Source organism: Streptomyces sp. NPDC059851 (genome assembly GCF_042732005.1).
Taxonomy (GTDB): Bacteria; Actinomycetota; Actinomycetes; order Streptomycetales; family Streptomycetaceae; genus Streptomyces.
The window spans coordinates 106,003-122,178 of record NZ_JBHWJJ010000003.1; the positions used below are offsets into that span (position 1 = coordinate 106,003).

18 protein-coding genes are annotated in these 16,176 nt (G+C 73.7%); 7 read left to right on the plus strand and 11 right to left on the minus strand.

Annotated features, from left to right (window positions below; genetic code table 11):
* Nucleotides 1-44: 44 nt before the first annotated feature.
* The gene (locus ACFV7Q_RS01660; protein ID WP_385422416.1) at nt 45-590 is read right to left on the minus strand and encodes a hypothetical protein; all 546 of its coding nucleotides are present in this window, start codon (nt 588-590) and stop codon (nt 45-47) included.
* Nucleotides 591-665: 75 nt separating this feature from the next.
* Here ACFV7Q_RS01660 and ACFV7Q_RS01665 point away from each other — a divergent pair, with 75 nt between their 5' ends.
* Nucleotides 666-986 (plus strand): hypothetical protein, encoded by a 321-nt coding sequence (locus ACFV7Q_RS01665; RefSeq protein ID WP_385422418.1) that lies wholly within the window; start codon nt 666-668, stop codon nt 984-986.
* Nucleotides 987-1,125: 139 nt separating this feature from the next.
* Nucleotides 1,126-2,403 (plus strand): glycosyltransferase, encoded by a 1,278-nt coding sequence (locus ACFV7Q_RS01670; protein WP_385422420.1) that lies wholly within the window; start codon nt 1,126-1,128, stop codon nt 2,401-2,403.
* 19 nt (nt 2,404-2,422) lie between these two features.
* Here ACFV7Q_RS01670 and ACFV7Q_RS01675 read toward each other — a convergent pair whose 3' ends face one another.
* The 4 genes from ACFV7Q_RS01675 to ACFV7Q_RS01690 all read right to left on the minus strand — a co-directional run bounded on the left by ACFV7Q_RS01675 (nt 2,423) and on the right by ACFV7Q_RS01690 (nt 6,842).
* Nucleotides 2,423-3,394, minus strand: a complete 972-nt coding sequence (locus tag ACFV7Q_RS01675; RefSeq protein ID WP_385422422.1) for a pseudouridine synthase — start codon at nt 3,392-3,394, stop codon at nt 2,423-2,425.
* A gap of 29 nt (nt 3,395-3,423) precedes the next feature.
* Nucleotides 3,424-4,965, minus strand: coding sequence for a serine hydrolase (locus tag ACFV7Q_RS01680; RefSeq protein WP_385422424.1), 1,542 nt, complete (start codon nt 4,963-4,965; stop codon nt 3,424-3,426).
* An 85-nt stretch (nt 4,966-5,050) separates the two neighbouring features.
* On the minus strand, nt 5,051-5,884 hold the full coding sequence (locus ACFV7Q_RS01685) for a siderophore-interacting protein (protein WP_385422426.1): 834 nt from the start codon (nt 5,882-5,884) through the stop codon (nt 5,051-5,053).
* Between the two features lie 49 nt (nt 5,885-5,933).
* Nucleotides 5,934-6,842 (minus strand): 5'-3' exonuclease H3TH domain-containing protein, encoded by a 909-nt coding sequence (locus tag ACFV7Q_RS01690; RefSeq protein ID WP_385422456.1) that lies wholly within the window; start codon nt 6,840-6,842, stop codon nt 5,934-5,936.
* Between the two features lie 251 nt (nt 6,843-7,093).
* Between ACFV7Q_RS01690 and ACFV7Q_RS01695 the strand changes: the two genes are divergently transcribed.
* Complete coding sequence (locus tag ACFV7Q_RS01695; protein WP_385422428.1) at nt 7,094-7,705, plus strand: helix-turn-helix domain-containing protein; 612 nt, start codon at nt 7,094-7,096, stop codon at nt 7,703-7,705.
* 6 nt (nt 7,706-7,711) lie between these two features.
* Complete coding sequence (locus tag ACFV7Q_RS01700) at nt 7,712-8,437, plus strand: helical backbone metal receptor (protein WP_385422430.1); 726 nt, start codon at nt 7,712-7,714, stop codon at nt 8,435-8,437.
* Here ACFV7Q_RS01700 and ACFV7Q_RS01705 read toward each other — a convergent pair.
* A complete protein-coding gene (locus ACFV7Q_RS01705; protein ID WP_385422432.1) occupies nt 8,434-9,618 on the minus strand; it encodes a TDT family transporter in 1,185 nt (394 codons plus the stop codon). The two genes, ACFV7Q_RS01700 and ACFV7Q_RS01705, sit on opposite strands and share 4 nt — an antisense overlap.
* A 70-nt stretch (nt 9,619-9,688) precedes the next feature.
* Between ACFV7Q_RS01705 and ACFV7Q_RS01710 the strand changes: the two genes are divergently transcribed.
* Nucleotides 9,689-10,612, plus strand: a complete 924-nt coding sequence (locus ACFV7Q_RS01710) for a LysR family transcriptional regulator (RefSeq protein WP_385422434.1) — start codon at nt 9,689-9,691, stop codon at nt 10,610-10,612.
* Nucleotides 10,613-10,766: 154 nt separating this feature from the next.
* Here ACFV7Q_RS01710 and ACFV7Q_RS01715 read toward each other — a convergent pair whose 3' ends face one another.
* From ACFV7Q_RS01715 to ACFV7Q_RS01735, 5 genes are all read right to left on the minus strand, one after another.
* Nucleotides 10,767-11,081 carry a DUF1876 domain-containing protein gene (locus ACFV7Q_RS01715; protein ID WP_385422436.1) on the minus strand — a complete coding sequence of 105 codons (315 nt, stop codon included), beginning with the start codon at nt 11,079-11,081 and terminating at the stop codon, nt 10,767-10,769.
* Nucleotides 11,082-11,092: 11 nt separating this feature from the next.
* A complete protein-coding gene (locus ACFV7Q_RS01720) occupies nt 11,093-11,293 on the minus strand; it encodes a DUF5988 family protein (protein WP_385422438.1) in 201 nt (66 codons plus the stop codon).
* Nucleotides 11,294-11,359: 66 nt separating this feature from the next.
* Nucleotides 11,360-12,067, minus strand: coding sequence for a gamma-glutamyl-gamma-aminobutyrate hydrolase family protein (locus ACFV7Q_RS01725; protein WP_385422440.1), 708 nt, complete (start codon nt 12,065-12,067; stop codon nt 11,360-11,362).
* 58 nt (nt 12,068-12,125) lie between these two features.
* Nucleotides 12,126-13,595: an ethanolamine permease gene (gene eat, locus ACFV7Q_RS01730; protein WP_385422442.1), complete on the minus strand. Its 1,470-nt coding sequence runs from the start codon at nt 13,593-13,595 to the stop codon at nt 12,126-12,128.
* A 128-nt stretch (nt 13,596-13,723) separates the two neighbouring features.
* Nucleotides 13,724-14,470, minus strand: coding sequence for a FadR/GntR family transcriptional regulator (locus ACFV7Q_RS01735; protein ID WP_385422444.1), 747 nt, complete (start codon nt 14,468-14,470; stop codon nt 13,724-13,726).
* A gap of 77 nt (nt 14,471-14,547) precedes the next feature.
* On the opposite strand from ACFV7Q_RS01735, the gene ACFV7Q_RS01740 reads away from it, so the two are divergent.
* Together ACFV7Q_RS01740 and ACFV7Q_RS01745 are read left to right on the plus strand one after the other, a co-directional pair.
* A complete protein-coding gene (locus tag ACFV7Q_RS01740; RefSeq protein WP_385422446.1) occupies nt 14,548-15,912 on the plus strand; it encodes a glutamine synthetase family protein in 1,365 nt (454 codons plus the stop codon).
* A gap of 64 nt (nt 15,913-15,976) precedes the next feature.
* The coding region (locus tag ACFV7Q_RS01745; protein WP_385422448.1) for an aldehyde dehydrogenase family protein at nt 15,977-16,176 on the plus strand (200 nt) is incomplete at its 3' end.

Here is a 16,176-nt window from a genome sequence, read left to right on the forward strand (position 1 = left end):
GCGCCTTTCCCGTGCTGCAGGAAGGTCGACGGATGAAGCCTCAGTCACTGCGCGGATCCTGGGTCCGGACCGCCACCCTGTTCTCGGCCGGAGTGCTCGGCCTGGCGGTCAACCTCGCCCCGTCCCTGGCGGCTGCCGCCGAGGACGAGCTCCCGCGCGCGCACCCCGCATGCCCGTACGGAGTGCCGGGCCCGAACGGTGCGCTCAGCCAGGAGTTCGACCCCCGGCCGGGACGGGGGGACGGCGGCCACGACGGCCGTCCGTGCGACGACGACTGGCGGAAGAAGGTGAAGGGGGCCCAGGGCGCCCCCGGTCCTCAGGGTGCCCCCGGTCCCCAAGGGAGCCAAGGTTTCCAGGGCCTCCGGGGTGAGCCCGGCCCCCAGGGCGACCGGGGCTTCCAGGGTGACCCCGGCCCCCAAGGGACCGCCGGACCCCAGGGCGACCGGGGCTTCCAGGGCCTTCTGGGTGGGCCGGGCACGCAGGGCGAGCGTGGCTTCCAGGGCGAGCCGGGTGCGCAGGGGTTCCAGGGTGAACCGGGCCCTCAGGGCAGTCAGGGTGCCGCTGGTGCTCAGGGGAGTCAGGGCTTCCAAGGTGATCCTGGTGCGCAGGGGACTCAGGGGACTCAGGGGACTCAGGGGAGTCAGGGGTTCCAGGGGGAGCCTGGAGTGCAGGGGAGTCAGGGCTTCCAAGGGGATCCTGGTGCGCAGGGTGCGCAGGGTGCGCAGGGGGCGCAGGGGGCGCAGGGGGCGGCCGGGAGTGGGTCCGGGGCTCAGGGGACCGTCGTCTCGGTCACCTCGGCCACCGGCACCGCCGTCGCCCCCTGCCCGGCCGGCCGGTTCGCCACCGGCGGCGGCTACCAGACCACAGCCGGTGGCAACCTGGAGCCCGTCGTCACCCGCCCGGTCGGCGGTCCACCCGCCACCGGCTGGCAGGCGACCTCGGCGGACGCCCGCACCATCACCGTGTACGCCGTGTGTACCCCGTGACCGTCAGCCGCTCCCGGTGAAGTAGTTCCGTGCGGCCGCGTCCCCGGAGCCGCGGTCCTGCCCGCTCTCGAAGACGCCGTCCGGGGCCGGGCCCGGACGGCGGCCCCCACCCCCACGACAGGTACGACAGGTCGACACGATGAGCAACGTTTCCCCGACGCCCCGGTTCTCCGTCTTCACCCCCACCCACCGGCCGCGCTACCTGGACGAGTGCCTCGCCACCCTCCAGGCGCAGACCCGGACCGACTGGGAGTGGATCGTCCTGCTCAACAACGGCGCCCGCTGGCGGCCGGAGCACCCCGACGACCGCGTCCGGGTGGAGGTCTCCGACGACAGCCGCGGGGTCGGGGCGGCCAAGCGACGCGCCTGCGAGTTCGCCCGCGGGGAGGTCCTCGTCGAGCTCGACCACGACGACCTGCTCGCCCGGGATTGTCTGGCGGAACTCGCCGCGGCCTTCGACGCGCATCCCGAGGCCGTCCTCGTCTACAGCAACACCGCGCAGATCACCGAGGACGGCGGCCGCGACGAGACCCGGTTCAACGAGTCCCACGGCTGGCGGTACGAGGACGTCGTCGTCGACGGCCGCCGGCTGCTGCAGGCCGTGTCCATGGCGCCGACCCCGCACAACGTCTCGTACATCTGGTACGCCCCCAACCACGTACGGGCCTTCCGCCGGGACGCGTACGAGCAGGTCGGCGGCTACGACGCCACCCGCGCCGTGCTGGACGACCAGGACCTGATGTGCCGCCTGTTCCAGGTGGGGGAGTTCCACCACGTCCCCCGCTGCCTGTACCTCCAGCGCATGCACCCCGACAACACCCAGCGCGATTCCGAGGTCAGCGCCCACATCCAGCGGGAGACGGTGGCCCTGTACGACAAGTACGTCGAGGCCAACACGCTCGCCTGGGCCCGGCGGCGCGGGCTGCTCGCCCTGGACCTGGGGGCGGCCCACCGCAAGCCGCCCGGCTACCTGGGCGTCGACCGGCACCGGCGGGACGGCGTCGACATCGTCGCGACGCTGCCGGAGCCGCTGGACCTGGCCGACGGCTCGGTGGGCGTGGTGCGGGCGGTCGACTTCCTGGAGCACGTACCCGAGAAGATTCCGCTGATCAACGAGCTGTACCGGCTGCTCGCGCCCGGCGGCATGCTGCTGTCCCTCACTCCCAGCTCCGACGGCCGGGGCGCGTACCAGGACCCGACGCACGTCGCGTACTACAACGAGAACTCGTTCTGGTACTACACCGACGACCAGTACCGGGCCTTCGTGCCGGAGATCGAGGCCCGCTTCCAACGGTCCCGGCTCGTCACCTACTACCCGACCGACTGGCACTCGCGGAACCTGATCTCCTACGTGCAGGCCAACCTGATCGCGGTGAAGGACGGGTCCGAGCGCTGCGGGGGACCCCTGCTGGTCTGAGGTCCCCCGGCCCGGCCGCCTAGGCGGCCGGCGGCTGCCCGGCCTCCCAGGCGGTGCGGTCCTTCCAGGCGAGCAGCTCCAGGCCGGACTCGAAGCGGTGCGCGACGCCGGTCACCGGGTCGGTGAAGGCCAGGGTGCGGGCGAGGAGTTGCAGCGGCCGGCGGAAGTCGTCCGGAGCCGGATCGGTGACCACCGGGTACACCGGGTCGCCGAGGATCGGCAGGCCGAGGCCGTTCATGTGGACCCGCAGCTGGTGGGTGCGGCCGGTGTGCGGGACCAGCCGGTAGCGGCCCAGGCCGCCCGCGGTGTCGAGGAGTCCCAGCGAGGTCTCGGCGTTCGGTTCGGCGCCCGGGACCTCGCTCGCGCCGATGATCCCGCGGACCTTCTCGATCCTGCTGCGGACCGTGCGGGGCAGCTCGACCGCCGGGTCGTGGACGGCGACGGCCTCGTACTCCTTGTCCACCCGCCGCTCCTGGAAGAGGCCCTGGTACGCGCCGCGGTCCTCGGGGCGGATGCTGAACATCACCAGGCCTGCGGTCAGCCGGTCCAGGCGGTGCGCCGGGCTCAGCTCGGGCAGGTCCAGCTCGCTGCGCAGCCGGGCCAGGGCGGTCTGCACGATGTGGCTGCCGCGCGGGGTGGTCGCCAGGAAGTGCGGCTTGTCCACCACCAACAGGTGCGCGTCGCGGTACACCACGCGGATCGGGAACGGCACGGGCGGCTCGGGGTCCATGTCCCGGTGGAACCACAGGTACGCGCCCGGCTCGTACGGGTCCTGCGCGCGCAGTACCCGCCCCCCGGGGCCGAGGATCCGGCCGCCGTGCAGCAGGCGGGCCATGGATTCGGCGCCGCGGGTACCGGCGTAGCGCTCGGTGAGGTAGCTACCGAGGTCGGGCCACCTGCCGTCCCGGACGGTGGGCAGCCGGAGCCGGACCGGGTCGATGCCGTCGATCTGCGGGAGCGGCGCGGGGGGTATGCGGGTTCTGCTTCTCATCGGCTCCAGGCTAGGGCAGTCCCGGCGGGCTACGGCTGCTGCCGGGTGAAGGTGCCCAGGTGCTCCTCGTCCAGGTACTCGATGCGCATCGTGCCGTCCTTGAAGAACACCCCGGTGCGGCCGACGGCGTTCTCCCCGGCGGTCTCGAAGCTGAACGTGTCGCCGTCGTAGTGCCGCAGGGGGTAGCGCTCGGGCTCGGGGCCGAGGGAGAGGGTGAGGCCGCCGCCGGGGTTCGCCGTGACCGTCGCCCTGCCGTAGTACGGGTTGTCGTAGGTGCCGGTGTACACGCTGTCGGCGCGGGGCGGGGCGGCACCGGAGGGCGGGCGGGCGTAGTCGGTCGTGGAGCGGTTCGCCCGGTCCGCCTGCGCGTAGAGCGAGGCGAACAGGGGCAGCCAGTCGGTGGTGGGCCCGCCGTGCTCGGCGGTGTCGAAGAAGTCCTCGGCGATGGCGTCGGCGAGGCCGACCGGGGCGCCGTTGGTGAGGACGACGATCCCGAGCCGTTCCAGGGGCAGCAGGGTCACGTTGGTGTTGGCGCCGAGGGCGAAGGCGCCGGAGTGGCTGAGCCGGAGCCGTCCCGCGTCGTCGTAGGTGACGTTCCAGCCGAGCCCGTAGAACTGGGGCCGGCCGGTCGGGGTGGTGGCCTGCGCCACGACCTCGGGGAGGTGGGTGCGGGCCAGGGTCTCGGCAGGGACGATCCGCTTGCCGTCGAGGGTGCCCCCGCCGAGCTGGAGCCGCATCCAGCGGGCCAGGTCACGGGCGGTGGAGCTGACGCCGCCGGCCGGGGCCTGCGCGTCCGGGTCGCGCACGTAGCGGGGGGACCAGGTGCCGTCGGGGTTCTTGACGTGGGTGGCGGCGTGGTCGGGTGCGGTGGCGAAGGCGGAGAACTCGGTGCTGGTACGGGTCATGCCGGCGGGCTTGAACAGGGTGTCGGCGCTCAGTTTCTGCCAGCTGGTGCCGTGGGCCCGGGCGACGCCCTCGGCCGCCGCGGTGAGCCCGAAGTTGGTGTACGCGTAGCTCGCCCGGAACGGCGACAGGGGCAGCAGGCGCAGGTGGTCCAGGACGTACGCCCGGTCGTGGCCCAGGTCCTCCAGGAGGTCCCCGGCGTGGTCGGGCAGGCCGCTGCGGTGCGAGAAGAGGTCGGCCGTGGTGACGTGCCCGGTGACCCACGGGTCCTTGAGGGCGAAGCCGGGCAGCTCGGTGCGCCGGTCCCACTCGGACGGGTCCTTCATGGTGCCGGCGACGACGGTGGAGGAGACCGGCTTGGAGAGGGAGGCGATCTGGAAGACCGTGTCCGGGCCGACCGCGCCGCTCTCGCCGGTGCGCCGCACCCCGAAGCCCTTGAGGTACACCACTTCGTCGTCGTGGACGACGGCCACGGACAGGCCGGGCACTCCCGTGCTGCGCATCCCCGCCGCGATGGACCCGGGCAGGCGGTTCACCGCGGCCGCGACGTCCTGGTCCGTCAGCTGGGGTTCCGGGGGCGGCGGGGGGCTCGGGGCCGCCGCGACCGGTGCAGCAGCGGCCAGCGCCAAGGCGGCTCCCGCCGCCGCGAGCCCGAGGCGGGTACGCATAACCCACATGGTGGCGCCGGTGGGCCGGCACCGCCCGTTCGGCCCGGTGGGGGCGGATCGGGCGGGGCGGGGCGGGTCGGCCGGGTCAGGCCGCGGCTTCCTGCTCCGCGAGGATCCGCGCGTTCCACTCGCCCTTGATCGCCCGCCAGCCCTCGTCCGTCTCGCCGAGGCGCCAGTAGCCCGAGATGGACAGGCGTTCCTTCGGGATGCCCCGCTCCAGGCGCAGGTGACGGCGGAGGTCCTTGACGAAGCCCGCCTCGCCGTGGACGAAGGCGTGCACGTCGCGGGAGGGGAAGTCGAGGGACCTGACCGCCTCGACCAGGGCCTCTCCCACGGGGCGGGTCCCGCGGTGCAGCCAGACGGGGACGACGCCGTCCGGGGTCGCGATCTTCTGCTCGTCCTCCGGGCCGTCGATCTCCACCAGGGCGTGGACCCGGGCACCGACCGGCATCCGCTCCATCGTCGCGGCGATCGCCGGCAGGGCGCTCTCGTCGCCCGCGAGCAGGTGCCAGTCGGCCTCCGGGGCGGGTGCGTACGCCCCGCCCGGGCCGAGGAAGCGGACGAGCTCGCCCGGCTGGGCGCGCAGGGCCCACGGGCCGGCGAGCCCCGCGTCGCCGTGGACGACGAAGTCGATGGTGAGTTCCAGGTGCGCCGGGTCCCAGTTGCGGACCGTGTACGCGCGCTGGCGCGGCCACGCGGCGGGCGGGTACTGGGCGCGGATGCGGTCCAGGTCCCACGGGGAGGGGTAGCTGACGCCCTCCGGCGCGAACAGCAGTTTGACGTAGTGGTCCGTGAACTCGCCCGCGCTGAAACGGGCCAGTCCGGCGCCACCGAGAACCACCCGCACCATGTGCGGCGTCAGCCGCTCGGTCCGCACGACGACTGCGGTGCCGACCTTGCGGGCGCGTCCTTCTGCCACGGCGTCTCCCCTGACTCCCCTGAAACTTAGGATTACCTAAGTTAGCACCTCAGGGGAGGAGCGCGCCGCGCAGGCGCGCCACCGCGCCGCCCAGACCCCACCGGTGGGCAAGTGCATCGACGAGTTCCGGCTGCGCCGGAGCGGTCGGCAGCGCCGGGTCGAACGCGGGCAGCGGCACGTCGGTGGCCACCCGGACCACCTTGGGGGCCACGGCCAGGTACGGCCGGGACTCGGCCAGCCGCTTGCGCTGAACGGGGGTCAGTTTCGATTTCGGGTCGTCGACCGCAGCGATGATTCCGGCCAAGTTCCCGTACGTGTCGAGGAGCTTCGCCGCCGTCTTCTCGCCGATCCCCGGGACGCCGGGGAGGCCGTCGCTCGGGTCGCCGCGCAGCAGGGCGAGGTCCGCGTAGCCGGGGCCGTCCACCCCGTACTTCTCGCGCAGCCACGCCTCGTCGGCGACCTGGAGCGTCCCGACCCCCTTCAACGGGTACAGCACGCGCCGCTGCCGGGCGTCGTCGACCAGCTGGTACAGGTCCCGGTCACCGGTGACGATGTCCACCGGGCCGGCGGCCCGCGCCGTCAGGGTGCCGATCACGTCGTCCGCCTCGTACCCGGCCACCCCCACCCGGGCGATCCCGAACGCGTCCAGTGCCGCCTCGATGACGGGTACCTGCGGTGCCAGGGTGTCCGGGGTCTCCTCCACGTCCGGCGACCCGGCCGGGGTCTCCTGCGCGACCCGGTGCGCCTTGTAGGAAGGGATCAGCTCCACCCGCCAGTGCGGCCGCCAGTCGGCGTCCATGCACGCCACCAGCTCGTCCGGGCGGTGGTCCTGCACCAGCCGGGCGATGAAGTCGAGCAGCCCGCGCACCGCGTTGACCGGGGTGCCGTCCGGCGCCTTCACGGAGTCCGGTACGCCGAAGTACGCGCGGAAGTAGAGGGAGGCGGTGTCCAGCAGCATCAGCCGTCGAGTCGTCGTCACGACGACGATGATGCCGCACCCCGCCGACGCGGGAGGGTTACGGCCAGGCGGACGCAAAGTGGCCGCAGGCGCGTTCGGACATGGCGCAGGAGTTTCACCCGCGGCGTACCCCGGTCCGCCGCCGGGCGCGAAACCGGGGGCGGTTGCTGCGTAAGGTGCTTACAGCACACCTCCGTGCGACGGACGCCGACGTACGCCGACAGACCTGACAAGGGGAGGGCAGCCCCGCCATGGACGACAGGGACGGCTCGGACGACAAGGAACGGGACAAGGACGCCAAGGAACCGCTCCGGGTGGGCGTGGCCGTGCGCAAGCGGCGCCGGGCGCTCCACCTGACCCTCGCCGCCGTGTCGGCGCGCAGCGGCCTCTCGGTGCCCTTCCTGAGCCAGATAGAGAACGAGCGGGCCAGGCCCAGCATGCGCTCCCTGGAGCGGGTCGCCGACGCGCTGGAGACCACCGCCGTCGAACTGCTGGCCGCGTCCGACACCGCGCGCACCGTCGACCTCGTCCGGGCCGGGGACGACTCCGGGCTGGGCCCGGTCCCGGGCGTCCGCCCCCTCGTCCGCGGGCACCACCAGCTGCACGCCCTGGAGTTCACCGGCGACCAGGACGCCGGCCGCGAGTACCAGCACCGCAACGACGAGCTGATGTACGTCGTCTCGGGCGCCTGCCAGGTGGAGGCCGAGGGGCGGGCGTACCGGCTGGAGAGCGGCGACGCCCTGTTCCTCTCCGGCGGTGTGCGCCACCGCTGGCGAGCCGTCACCGAGGACACCCGGATCCTGGTGGTGGCGGTCGGCGAGCACATCCACGCGACGTTCGAGCCGCCCGAGCCGGGCCGCTGACCGGCGGTGCGGGTCGTCTCCCTGGTGCCCTCGCTGACCGAGGCGGTGGCCGTCACCGCCCCCGGCCTGCTGGTCGGCGTGACCGACTGGTGCACCCATCCCGCCGACCTGGGCCGGCAGGGCGCCGTGCGCATCGGCGGCACCAAGAACCCCGACGTCGCGGCCGTCACCGCGCTCCGCCCCGACCTGGTCGTCGCCAACGAGGAGGAGAACCGGGCCCCCGACCTGGCGGAGCTGCGCGCGGCCGGGCTGGAGGTGCTGGTCACCGAGGTCCGCGGGCTGCCGCAGGCCTTCGCCGAGCTGGACCGGCTGCTCGTGCGCGCCCTGGGGCTGACCCGGCCGCGCTGGCTGGACGAGGCCGAGGAAGCCTGGGCCCGGGTGGAGCCGGGGCGGGGACTGCGGGCCGTGGTACCGGTGTGGCGGCGGCCCTGGATGGTGCTGGGCCGGGACACCTTCGCCGGGGACCTGCTGGCGCGGCTCGGCGTGCACAACGTGTACGCGGGACACCCCGAGCGCTATCCGAGGGTGCCGCTTGCGGAGCTGGCGGCGGCCGACTGGGACCTGGTGGTGCTGCCGGACGAGCCGTACGCCTTCACGCGCGAGGACGGCCCGGAGGCGTTCCCGGGCCGTCCGGCCGCCCTGGTCAGCGGCCGCCACCTGACCTGGTACGGGCCCTCGCTCGCCGAGGCCCCGCAGGTGCTGGGGGCGGCGCTGGCCGCCGCTGCCCGCTAGGAGGGGGCCCGGCCGGCGGCAGGCCGGCGGGGCAGCAGCCGTCCCGTGGCCAGGCCGCGGAGGGTGTGCCCGGCGGCGAGCAGCCAGGCGGCGAGCAGGGCCGCGTACAGGGCGGCGGCCAGCCAGGCGAACGCGGTCAGGCCGGTGTGCCGGGCCAGGCCGGTGGCGCCGGTGACGCAGGTGCCGACGGGGAAGGTCAGCGCCCACCAGGTCATCGCGAAGCCCATCCCGCCCCGGGCCGCCCGGACCAGCATCGCGGCGGCCAGCGCCAGCCACAGCAGCGCGAAGCCCATCACGGGGACCCCGTAGACGACCGCGAACGCGCCGAGCGCGCCCGCGTACGGGGCTCCGGCGGCGAGGGGGGCCACATCGGCGAGCTGGTTGACGGCGGTGGTGGACTGCCCGAGCGGGCCCAGGACCAGGAACAGGGTCGGGGTCAGCAGCAGCGGCAGGGGACCGCCCGTGAGCAGCCGGCCGAAGACCAGTGGGAGCAGCAGCAGGGTCGCCAGCAGGCTGAGCCCGAACATCGCGTAGCAGGCCAGCAGCAGTGCCTCGCGGGGCTGGCCGGCCGGCAGGTGGGGGACCAGTAGGGGGCCCGTGGCCGCGGAGACCATGGGGGAGACCACGGGCAGCAGCCAGACGGGACCGGCCTGGGCGGCGTCGATCTGGTGCCGGACCACCATCAGGTAGGGCACCGCCACGGCCGTGAGCAGGCCGACCGCGGTGCCGACGGTGAACAGCGCGGCATCGGCGGCTACCGCGGCCGGCTCCCCGATCAGGTCCTTGCCGACGACCAGGGTGCCGGCGCCGACCGCCAGCAGGGCCATGGACAGGCAGCCGTAGAAGGGGGCCACGGCGGGGTCGAGGAGGTGGGCGCGGGCCTGGTCGCGGTGGTGCAGCCAGTGGCCGGCGCGGGCGGTGAGGAGAACGGCGAGGGCGACGGCGGACAGCGCCCAGACGATCTGGCAGGCCGTGCGCTGGCCGGGCAGCTGGTACGGCAGTGCGGCGCCGGCGTTGGCGACGATGGCCGTGCCCATGACGGACGCGTACCAGTTGGGGCCGAGGTGGCGCAGGGAAGGGAAGCGGGCGGGTACGGGGGTCGGGAGCACCGTGTCGGCCTTGTGGGCCGCCCGGGCGCTCCGGGAGGGGTCTTCGTGGGGTCGCACGAGGGTGGTGGCCATGGGCCCAGCGTGCTGCTGGTGCCCCGCGGGCGGCAGAGGCCGCCCGTCTATGAGGCCATAAACTGACTTTATGGGTAATGAGGAGTGGGTTCCGCTGGTGCACCGGGTACCGGATCTGGGCGCGCTGGAACTGCTGCTCGAGGTCGCCCGGGTCGGCAGCCTGAGCGGTGCGGCCAAGCGGATGGGCATCACGCAGCCCGCGGCCAGCAGCCGCATCCGGGCCATGGAGACCCGGCTCGGCGTCGCGCTGGTCGACCGCTCGCCGCGCGGGTCGACCCTCACCGCCGAGGGGGCGCTCGTCACCGACTGGGCGCGGCGGGTCGTCGAGGCGGCCGAGGCGTTCGACGCGGGCGCTCAGGCGCTGCGCGGCCAGCGGGACTCGCGGCTGCGGGTCGCCGCCAGCATGACCATCGCGGAGTACCTGCTGCCGGGCTGGCTGATCGCGCTGCGCGGCCAGCGGCCCGGCACGGCGGTGTCGCTGCACGCCGGGAACTCGGCGTTGGTGGCGCAGCGGGTGGTCGCGCACGAGGCGGACCTGGGCTTCGTGGAAGGGTCGACCGTGCCGGACGGGCTCGACTCGGTGGTGATCGCGCAGGACCGGCTGGTGGTGGCGGTCGCCCCCGGGCACGCGTGGGCGCGCCGGGCGGGCGCGGTGACCGCGGCCGAGCTGGCGTCCACCCCGCTGATCCTGCGGGAGCGGGGCTCGGGGACCCGGCAGGTGCTGGACGGGGCGCTCGCCGGGTGCGGGGGGCTGGCGGCGCCGCTGCTGGAGCTGGCGTCGACCACGGCCGTGAAGGCGGCGGCGGTGAGCGGGGCGGGGCCGTGCGTGCTGTCGGAGCTGGCGCTGGGGGACGAGCTGGCCGCGCGTCGGCTGGTCGAGGTTCCCGTGTCCGGGGCGGCGCTGGGGCGGGCGTTGCGGGCCGTGTGGCCGGCGGGGGTCATGCCGGCCGGCCCCGCCAGGGACCTGCTGTCGCTGACCCGGGTTCGGGGGTAGGGATCCTCACCGCCCTCCCGTGCGTTCCGGGTGGTTGTGGCTCGGCGGCGCGCCCCGTGGCGCGAGCGGCGGCGGGCGTGGCGTTTAGTGGTCGCGGGATGTCAGTGGCCGCGGGATGTCAGTCAGTGGCCGTGGGGGTCAGCCGCCGTGGGGGTCAGCGGCCTCGGCGGGTGGGGTCCTCGGCGTCCTGGGGCCAGCCGTAGGAGGTGCGCGGGGGTTCGGGGACGGCTCCCATGGAGGCGAGGTCACGGTCGGCGGCGCGCATCAGCTGGCCGGCCAGGTCCCGCATGGCCCGGCTCGCGGCCAGCTCGTCGCCGATGGCCGGCACTTCCACGTCCTCGGGGTTGCAGCGGGCCGAGCCGCGGCCGATGAGCGTCGTGGTTCCGGTGTCCAGGACGGCCCGGGCGCGGGTGGTGCCGCCCTCCTCGGTCAGCGAAACACCGACCTTCCATTCCGCGGTGTGTGTCATGGCGTGCCTCGTCATTCGGCGATCTCGGTCCGTTCCCACCATTCGAAGACGGGCAGCCGGCCCTGCGGACCGTCCTGCTGCCGCGCCGTGGCCCGGAAGTGCTCGTACCCTCCGCGGTGCTGGATCTTCACGTCCTCGCCGGGGGCGGGGGCCTCCACGACCCGCTCCGGCAGGTCGGCCGGTCCGCCCTCCAGGACTGCCTTGTTCGTCATGACTCCAGTCTTCCGACCCGCCGGACGCCCCGCACGTCGACGCCGTCCGGCGGGCCGGGACTGCGGTCAGCGGCCGGGCGCCGGCGTGTGCGCGGCCGCGGCGGCGACCAGGGCCCCGAGGACGCGGGTGTCCTTGTCCCGTTCGGGGTGCCACTGCACGCCGACCACCCAGCGGTCCGGGTCGGGCAGCTCGATCGCCTCGACGGTGCCGTCCATCGCGTGGGCCGAGGCGATCAGGCCGTGGCCCAGCCGGTCCACCGCCTGGTGGTGGTACGTCGGCACCTCCGCCTCCTCCGGGACCAGTTCCGCGTACCGGGTGCCGGGGACCGGGCGCACCGGGTGCCAGGACATGACGCCCGGGGCCTCCACGTGGCCCTCGATGTGCTGGACCAGCGTGCCGCCCAGTGCCACGTTCAGGGCCTGCATGCCCCGGCAGATGCCGAGCAGCGGGCGGCCCGCCGCCAGGGCGGCCCCGACGAGGGCGAGCTCCCACTCGTCCCGCTGCGTCGCGGGCGGCCCCGTACGCGGGTCGCGCGCGGCCGCGTAGTGGACCGGGTCCAGGTCGGGACCGCCGGCGACGACCAGGCCGTCCACCCGGCCCAGCACCTCCGCAGCGGTTCCGGGTTCGTCCGGCGGGAGCAGCACGGCCGCGCCGCCCGCCGCTTGGACGAGTTCGTAGTACCCGGAGGGCGTGAGGGACGTCGGGACGTCCCACACCCGGAAGCGGGTGGATTCCTCCACGTAGGTGGTGATGCCGATGAGCGGCCTGGGCACGAGTGCCACCTCCAGGGGCGGTTCGGGGGAGGGGTGGAAGGGTCGGGAAGCGGGTCGGTCAGTCCCGGGTCAGCTCCGCCTCGGCTCGGGCCAGCGCGGCGAACTCCTCCTCCGGCGCCGAGGCCACCAGGTGGTGCCGACTGTAGAACGCGAAGTAGCCGAGGGCGACGGCGTACACACCCAGGGCGATGAACGCCGCGTCCTTGTCCACCAGGAAGGTGGCGACCAGGGCCGACAGGGCGAGGAGGAAGGCCGCGGAGGAGGTCGCGATGCCGCCGGGCGTGCGGTACGGGCGCTCCAGCCCCGGTTCGCGGCGGCGCAGCACGATGTGCGACAGGGCCATCAGCGCGTACGAGATGGTCGCGCCGAACACCGCGATGTTGAGCATGCGCGGGCCGTTCCCGGTGGCCGCGGCGAGGGCGAATCCGATCGCGCCGGGGATGAGCAGGCCCAGGTACGGGGCCTTGCGGCGCGAGGTCAGGGACAGGAAGCGCGGCAGGTAGCCGGCGCGGGACAGGGCGAACAGCTGGCGTGAGCCGGCGTAGATCAAGGAGAAGAACGAGGCCACGAGCCCGGCGAGGCCCGCGTAGTTGACGAAGGTCTTGAGCCAGCCCAGGCCCGGGTCGCCCTCCAGGGCGACGACCAGCGGGTTGCCGGCGTCCTTGATGGCGTCGGCGCCGCGGGCGCCGGTCGAGGCGAGGAAGGTGACGAGGGCCAGCAGCACCAGGACGGCCATGGAGGTCGAAAGGGCGCGCGGCATCGAGCGCACCGGGTCCTTGGCCTCCTCGGCCGCCAGCGGTACGCCCTCGACGCCGAGGAAGAACCACATGCCGAAGGGGAACGCCGCCCAGATGCCCAGTAGTCCCATCGGCAGCCAGGAGTTCGCGCCGAGCGCGGTGGTGTCGACGGCGATGTCGTCGAGGCGCGCGGCGTCGAACTCGGTGAACGCGCCGACGGCGAAGACGACCAGGGCGACGACGGCTACGGCGGTGACGACGAGGGAGAAGCGCAGGGCCTCGCCGACGCCCCACAGGTGGATGCCGATGAAGACGGCGAAGCAGGCGAGGTAGACGGGCCAGCCGGAGGTGAGGCCGAAGAGGTTCAGGGACTCGACGTAGTCGCCGATGAAGATGGCGATCGCGGCCGGCGCCAGGATGTACTCGATGAGGATCGCGGTGCCGGTGAGGAAGCCGCCCCAGGGGCCGAGCGCCCGGCGGGCGAAGCCGTAGCCGCCGCCCGCCGTCGGCAGGATCGCGGACAGCTCGGCGAGGGAGAAGACGAGGCAGGCGTACATCGCGCCCATGAGGACGGTGGCCACGGCGAGTCCGCCGAAGCCGCCCTGGGCGAGTCCGACGTTCCAGCCGGAGAAGTCGCCGGAGACGACGTAGGCGACGCCGAGTCCGGTCAGCAGCAGCCAACCGGCGCTGCCGCGGCGCAAGGTGCGCCGCCGGAGGTAGTCGTCGCCGCCCTCGGGGGATCTGGGGGATTCGGGCACGGCCGTCAGCCGTGCCCCGGTGTCGTCGGCCATGTGCGTCGCTCCTGCCCGGGACAATGGTTGTGCCGCGTACCTTTGCGCCAGTCGGGCGGAGTGCGCAAGACCCCTGCGTAAAACGAGGGTTACGAAAACCTCTCGGGGGGACCTCCGGGGCGCCCCGCTCAGGCCAGGAACCCGCGCAGCAGCGCCGCCGTGCCGCAGCAGTGCTCGCGCATGACTTCGCGGGCCGCGTCGGCATTGCGCTCCAGCACCGCGTCCACGAGCGCGGCGTGCTGCGCCTGGGAGTGCTCCAGGTTGCGCACCAGCAGCGGAATGCAGTCCAGCAGTTCGTTGACGGTGGCGCGGACGGCGGCGTACTGGGCGGTCAACGTGGCCGAGCCGGCGAGCTCGCACAGGGTGAGGTGGAAGAGGGTGTCCCGGCGGCGGTAGTCGGCCAGGGGTGCGTCTTGGGTGGCCGCCAGCGCGCCGAGCAGCCGCCGGGAGTCCTCCTCGCAGAGCCCTTGGGAGGCGCACAGCCCGGCGGCCCCGACCTCCAGGACCTCGCGGAACCGCAGGACGTCCTCCAGGTCCACGCCCGCCACGCGCCGGCGCAGCTCGTCCTCCGTGCCGCCGGCCGGGGTGTCGGGGCGGGGCAACACGAACGTTCCGCCGTACCTGCCGCGCCGCGCCTCCACCAGGCCCTGCTCCTGCAGCACCTTGAGCACCTCGCGCAGGGTCACCCGGCTGATGCCCATCGCCTCAGCCAACTCCCGCTCCGGCGGGAGGCGTTCCCCGCCCGGCACCAGCCCCAGCCGGACCACCTGGAGGATCTGTTCGAGCGCCTCCTCGAAACCGTTGCCCGCCCGCACCTGCCGCAGCACGGGATTCAGCCGCGCCATCGCGCCGCCTTCGCCCGCCGAGTCGGTCATCTCCGCTCCGCCCCTTCCCAATCAATGGTTCTGTTCAATACCTTAGGCCTCCTCGGCTCACCGAAGGAGAGATCCCCGTGGTAGACCGCATGCCGCCGCTCGCGCCCGAGGAGCTCCGCGCCCTCGTTGCCGCCGGCGAGATCGACACAGTCGTCCTGGCCTTCCCCGACATGCAGGGGCGGCTCCAGGGCAAGCGGTTCGCCGCACAGTTCTTCCTCGACGAGGTCATGGAGCACGGCACGGAGGGCTGCAACTACCTCCTGGCCGTCGACACCGACATGAACACCGTCGACGGCTACGAGATGTCCTCCTGGGAGCGGGGCTACGGCGACTTCGCCATGCACCCCGACCTCGGCACCCTGCGCCGGATCCCCTGGCACCCCGGCAGCGCCCTGCTCCTCGCCGACCTGGCCTGGAACGACGGCGGGCCCGTCACCGCCGCCCCCCGGCAGATCCTGCGCCGCCAGCTGGAGCGGCTCGCCGAGCACGGCTACACGGCCATGGTCGGCACCGAGCTGGAGTTCATGGTCTTCAAGAACTCCTACGAGGAGGCCTGGGACTCCGGCTACCGCGGGCTGACCCCCGCCAACCAGTACAACATCGACTACTCCGTCCTCGGCACCGGCCGCATCGAGCCCCTGCTGCGCCGGATCCGCAACGAGATGCAGGGCGCGGGTCTGGTCGTGGAGTCCGCGAAGGGCGAGTGCAACCTCGGCCAGCACGAGATCGCCTTCCGCTACGACGAGGCACTGACGACCTGCGACCAGCACTCCGTCTACAAGACCGGGGCCAAGGAGATCGCCGCCCAGGAGGGCGTCTCGCTCACCTTCATGGCCAAGTTCGACGAGCGCGAAGGCAACTCCTGCCACATCCACCTCTCGCTCACCGACGCCGACGGACGAAACGCGATGGCCGGCGACGGACCCGGCGGGATGTCCCCCGTCATGAGGCACTTCCTGGCCGGCCAGCTCGCCGCGCTGCGCGACTTCTCCCTTCTCTACGCCCCGAACATCAATTCGTACAAGCGGTTCCGGCCGGGATCCTTCGCCCCGACCGCCGTCGCCTGGGGCATGGACAACCGCACCTGCGCCCTCCGCGTGGTCGGCCACGGGCGCTCCATGCGCTTCGAGAACCGGCTCCCCGGCGGCGACGTCAACCCCTACCTGGCCGTCGCGGGCCTGGTCGCGGCCGGCCTCCACGGCATCGAGAACGGCCTCGAACCGCCCGAGCCCTGCCCCGGCAACGCCTACACCGGCGACTACGCCCACGTCCCCGCCACCCTGCGGGACGCCGCGGAGCTGTGGGAGAACAGCGCGATCGCCAAGGCCGCCTTCGGCCCCGACGTCGTCGCCCACTACCTGAACATGGCCCGCGTCGAACTGGACGCCTACGACTCCGCCGTCACCGACTGGGAGCGCCGCCGCTCCTTCGAACGCCTCTAGTGCTCGCCCGTCCCCCGTGCACCACACGGCACCGCACCCTGATCCGAACGTCTGAGAGGCCCACGTGTCCGACGCGCTGGAAGTACTGAATCCGGCCACCGAGGAAACCGTCGCCATCGTCCCGGCCGCCACACGGGACGATGTCGACGCCGCCGTCACCCGGGCCGCCGCGTCCAACCCTGACTCGTATTCACAACACCTCCCCCACCAGGCCCTGCTTCTTCGCCTATGCGCTGATGTGGGTGAAACTGACGTCGCGGCGGT

Coding starts and splice junctions, on each gene's coding strand:
- ACFV7Q_RS01710 (WP_385422434.1), top strand. CDS start 9,689: ATGGGTAATGAGGAGTGGGTTCCGCTGGTGCACCGGGTACCGGATCTG.
- ACFV7Q_RS01680 (WP_385422424.1), bottom strand. CDS start 4,965: ATGCGTACCCGCCTCGGGCTCGCGGCGGCGGGAGCCGCCTTGGCGCTG.
- ACFV7Q_RS01675 (WP_385422422.1), bottom strand. CDS start 3,394: ATGAGAAGCAGAACCCGCATACCCCCCGCGCCGCTCCCGCAGATCGAC.
- ACFV7Q_RS01695 (WP_385422428.1), top strand. CDS start 7,094: ATGGACGACAGGGACGGCTCGGACGACAAGGAACGGGACAAGGACGCC.
- ACFV7Q_RS01720 (WP_385422438.1), bottom strand. CDS start 11,293: ATGACGAACAAGGCAGTCCTGGAGGGCGGACCGGCCGACCTGCCGGAG.
- ACFV7Q_RS01670 (WP_385422420.1), top strand. CDS start 1,126: ATGAGCAACGTTTCCCCGACGCCCCGGTTCTCCGTCTTCACCCCCACC.
- ACFV7Q_RS01690 (WP_385422456.1), bottom strand. CDS start 6,842: ATGCTGCTGGACACCGCCTCCCTCTACTTCCGCGCGTACTTCGGCGTA.
- ACFV7Q_RS01705 (WP_385422432.1), bottom strand. CDS start 9,618: ATGGCCACCACCCTCGTGCGACCCCACGAAGACCCCTCCCGGAGCGCC.
- ACFV7Q_RS01715 (WP_385422436.1), bottom strand. CDS start 11,081: ATGACACACACCGCGGAATGGAAGGTCGGTGTTTCGCTGACCGAGGAG.
- eat (WP_385422442.1), bottom strand. CDS start 13,595: ATGGCCGACGACACCGGGGCACGGCTGACGGCCGTGCCCGAATCCCCC.
- ACFV7Q_RS01735 (WP_385422444.1), bottom strand. CDS start 14,470: ATGACCGACTCGGCGGGCGAAGGCGGCGCGATGGCGCGGCTGAATCCC.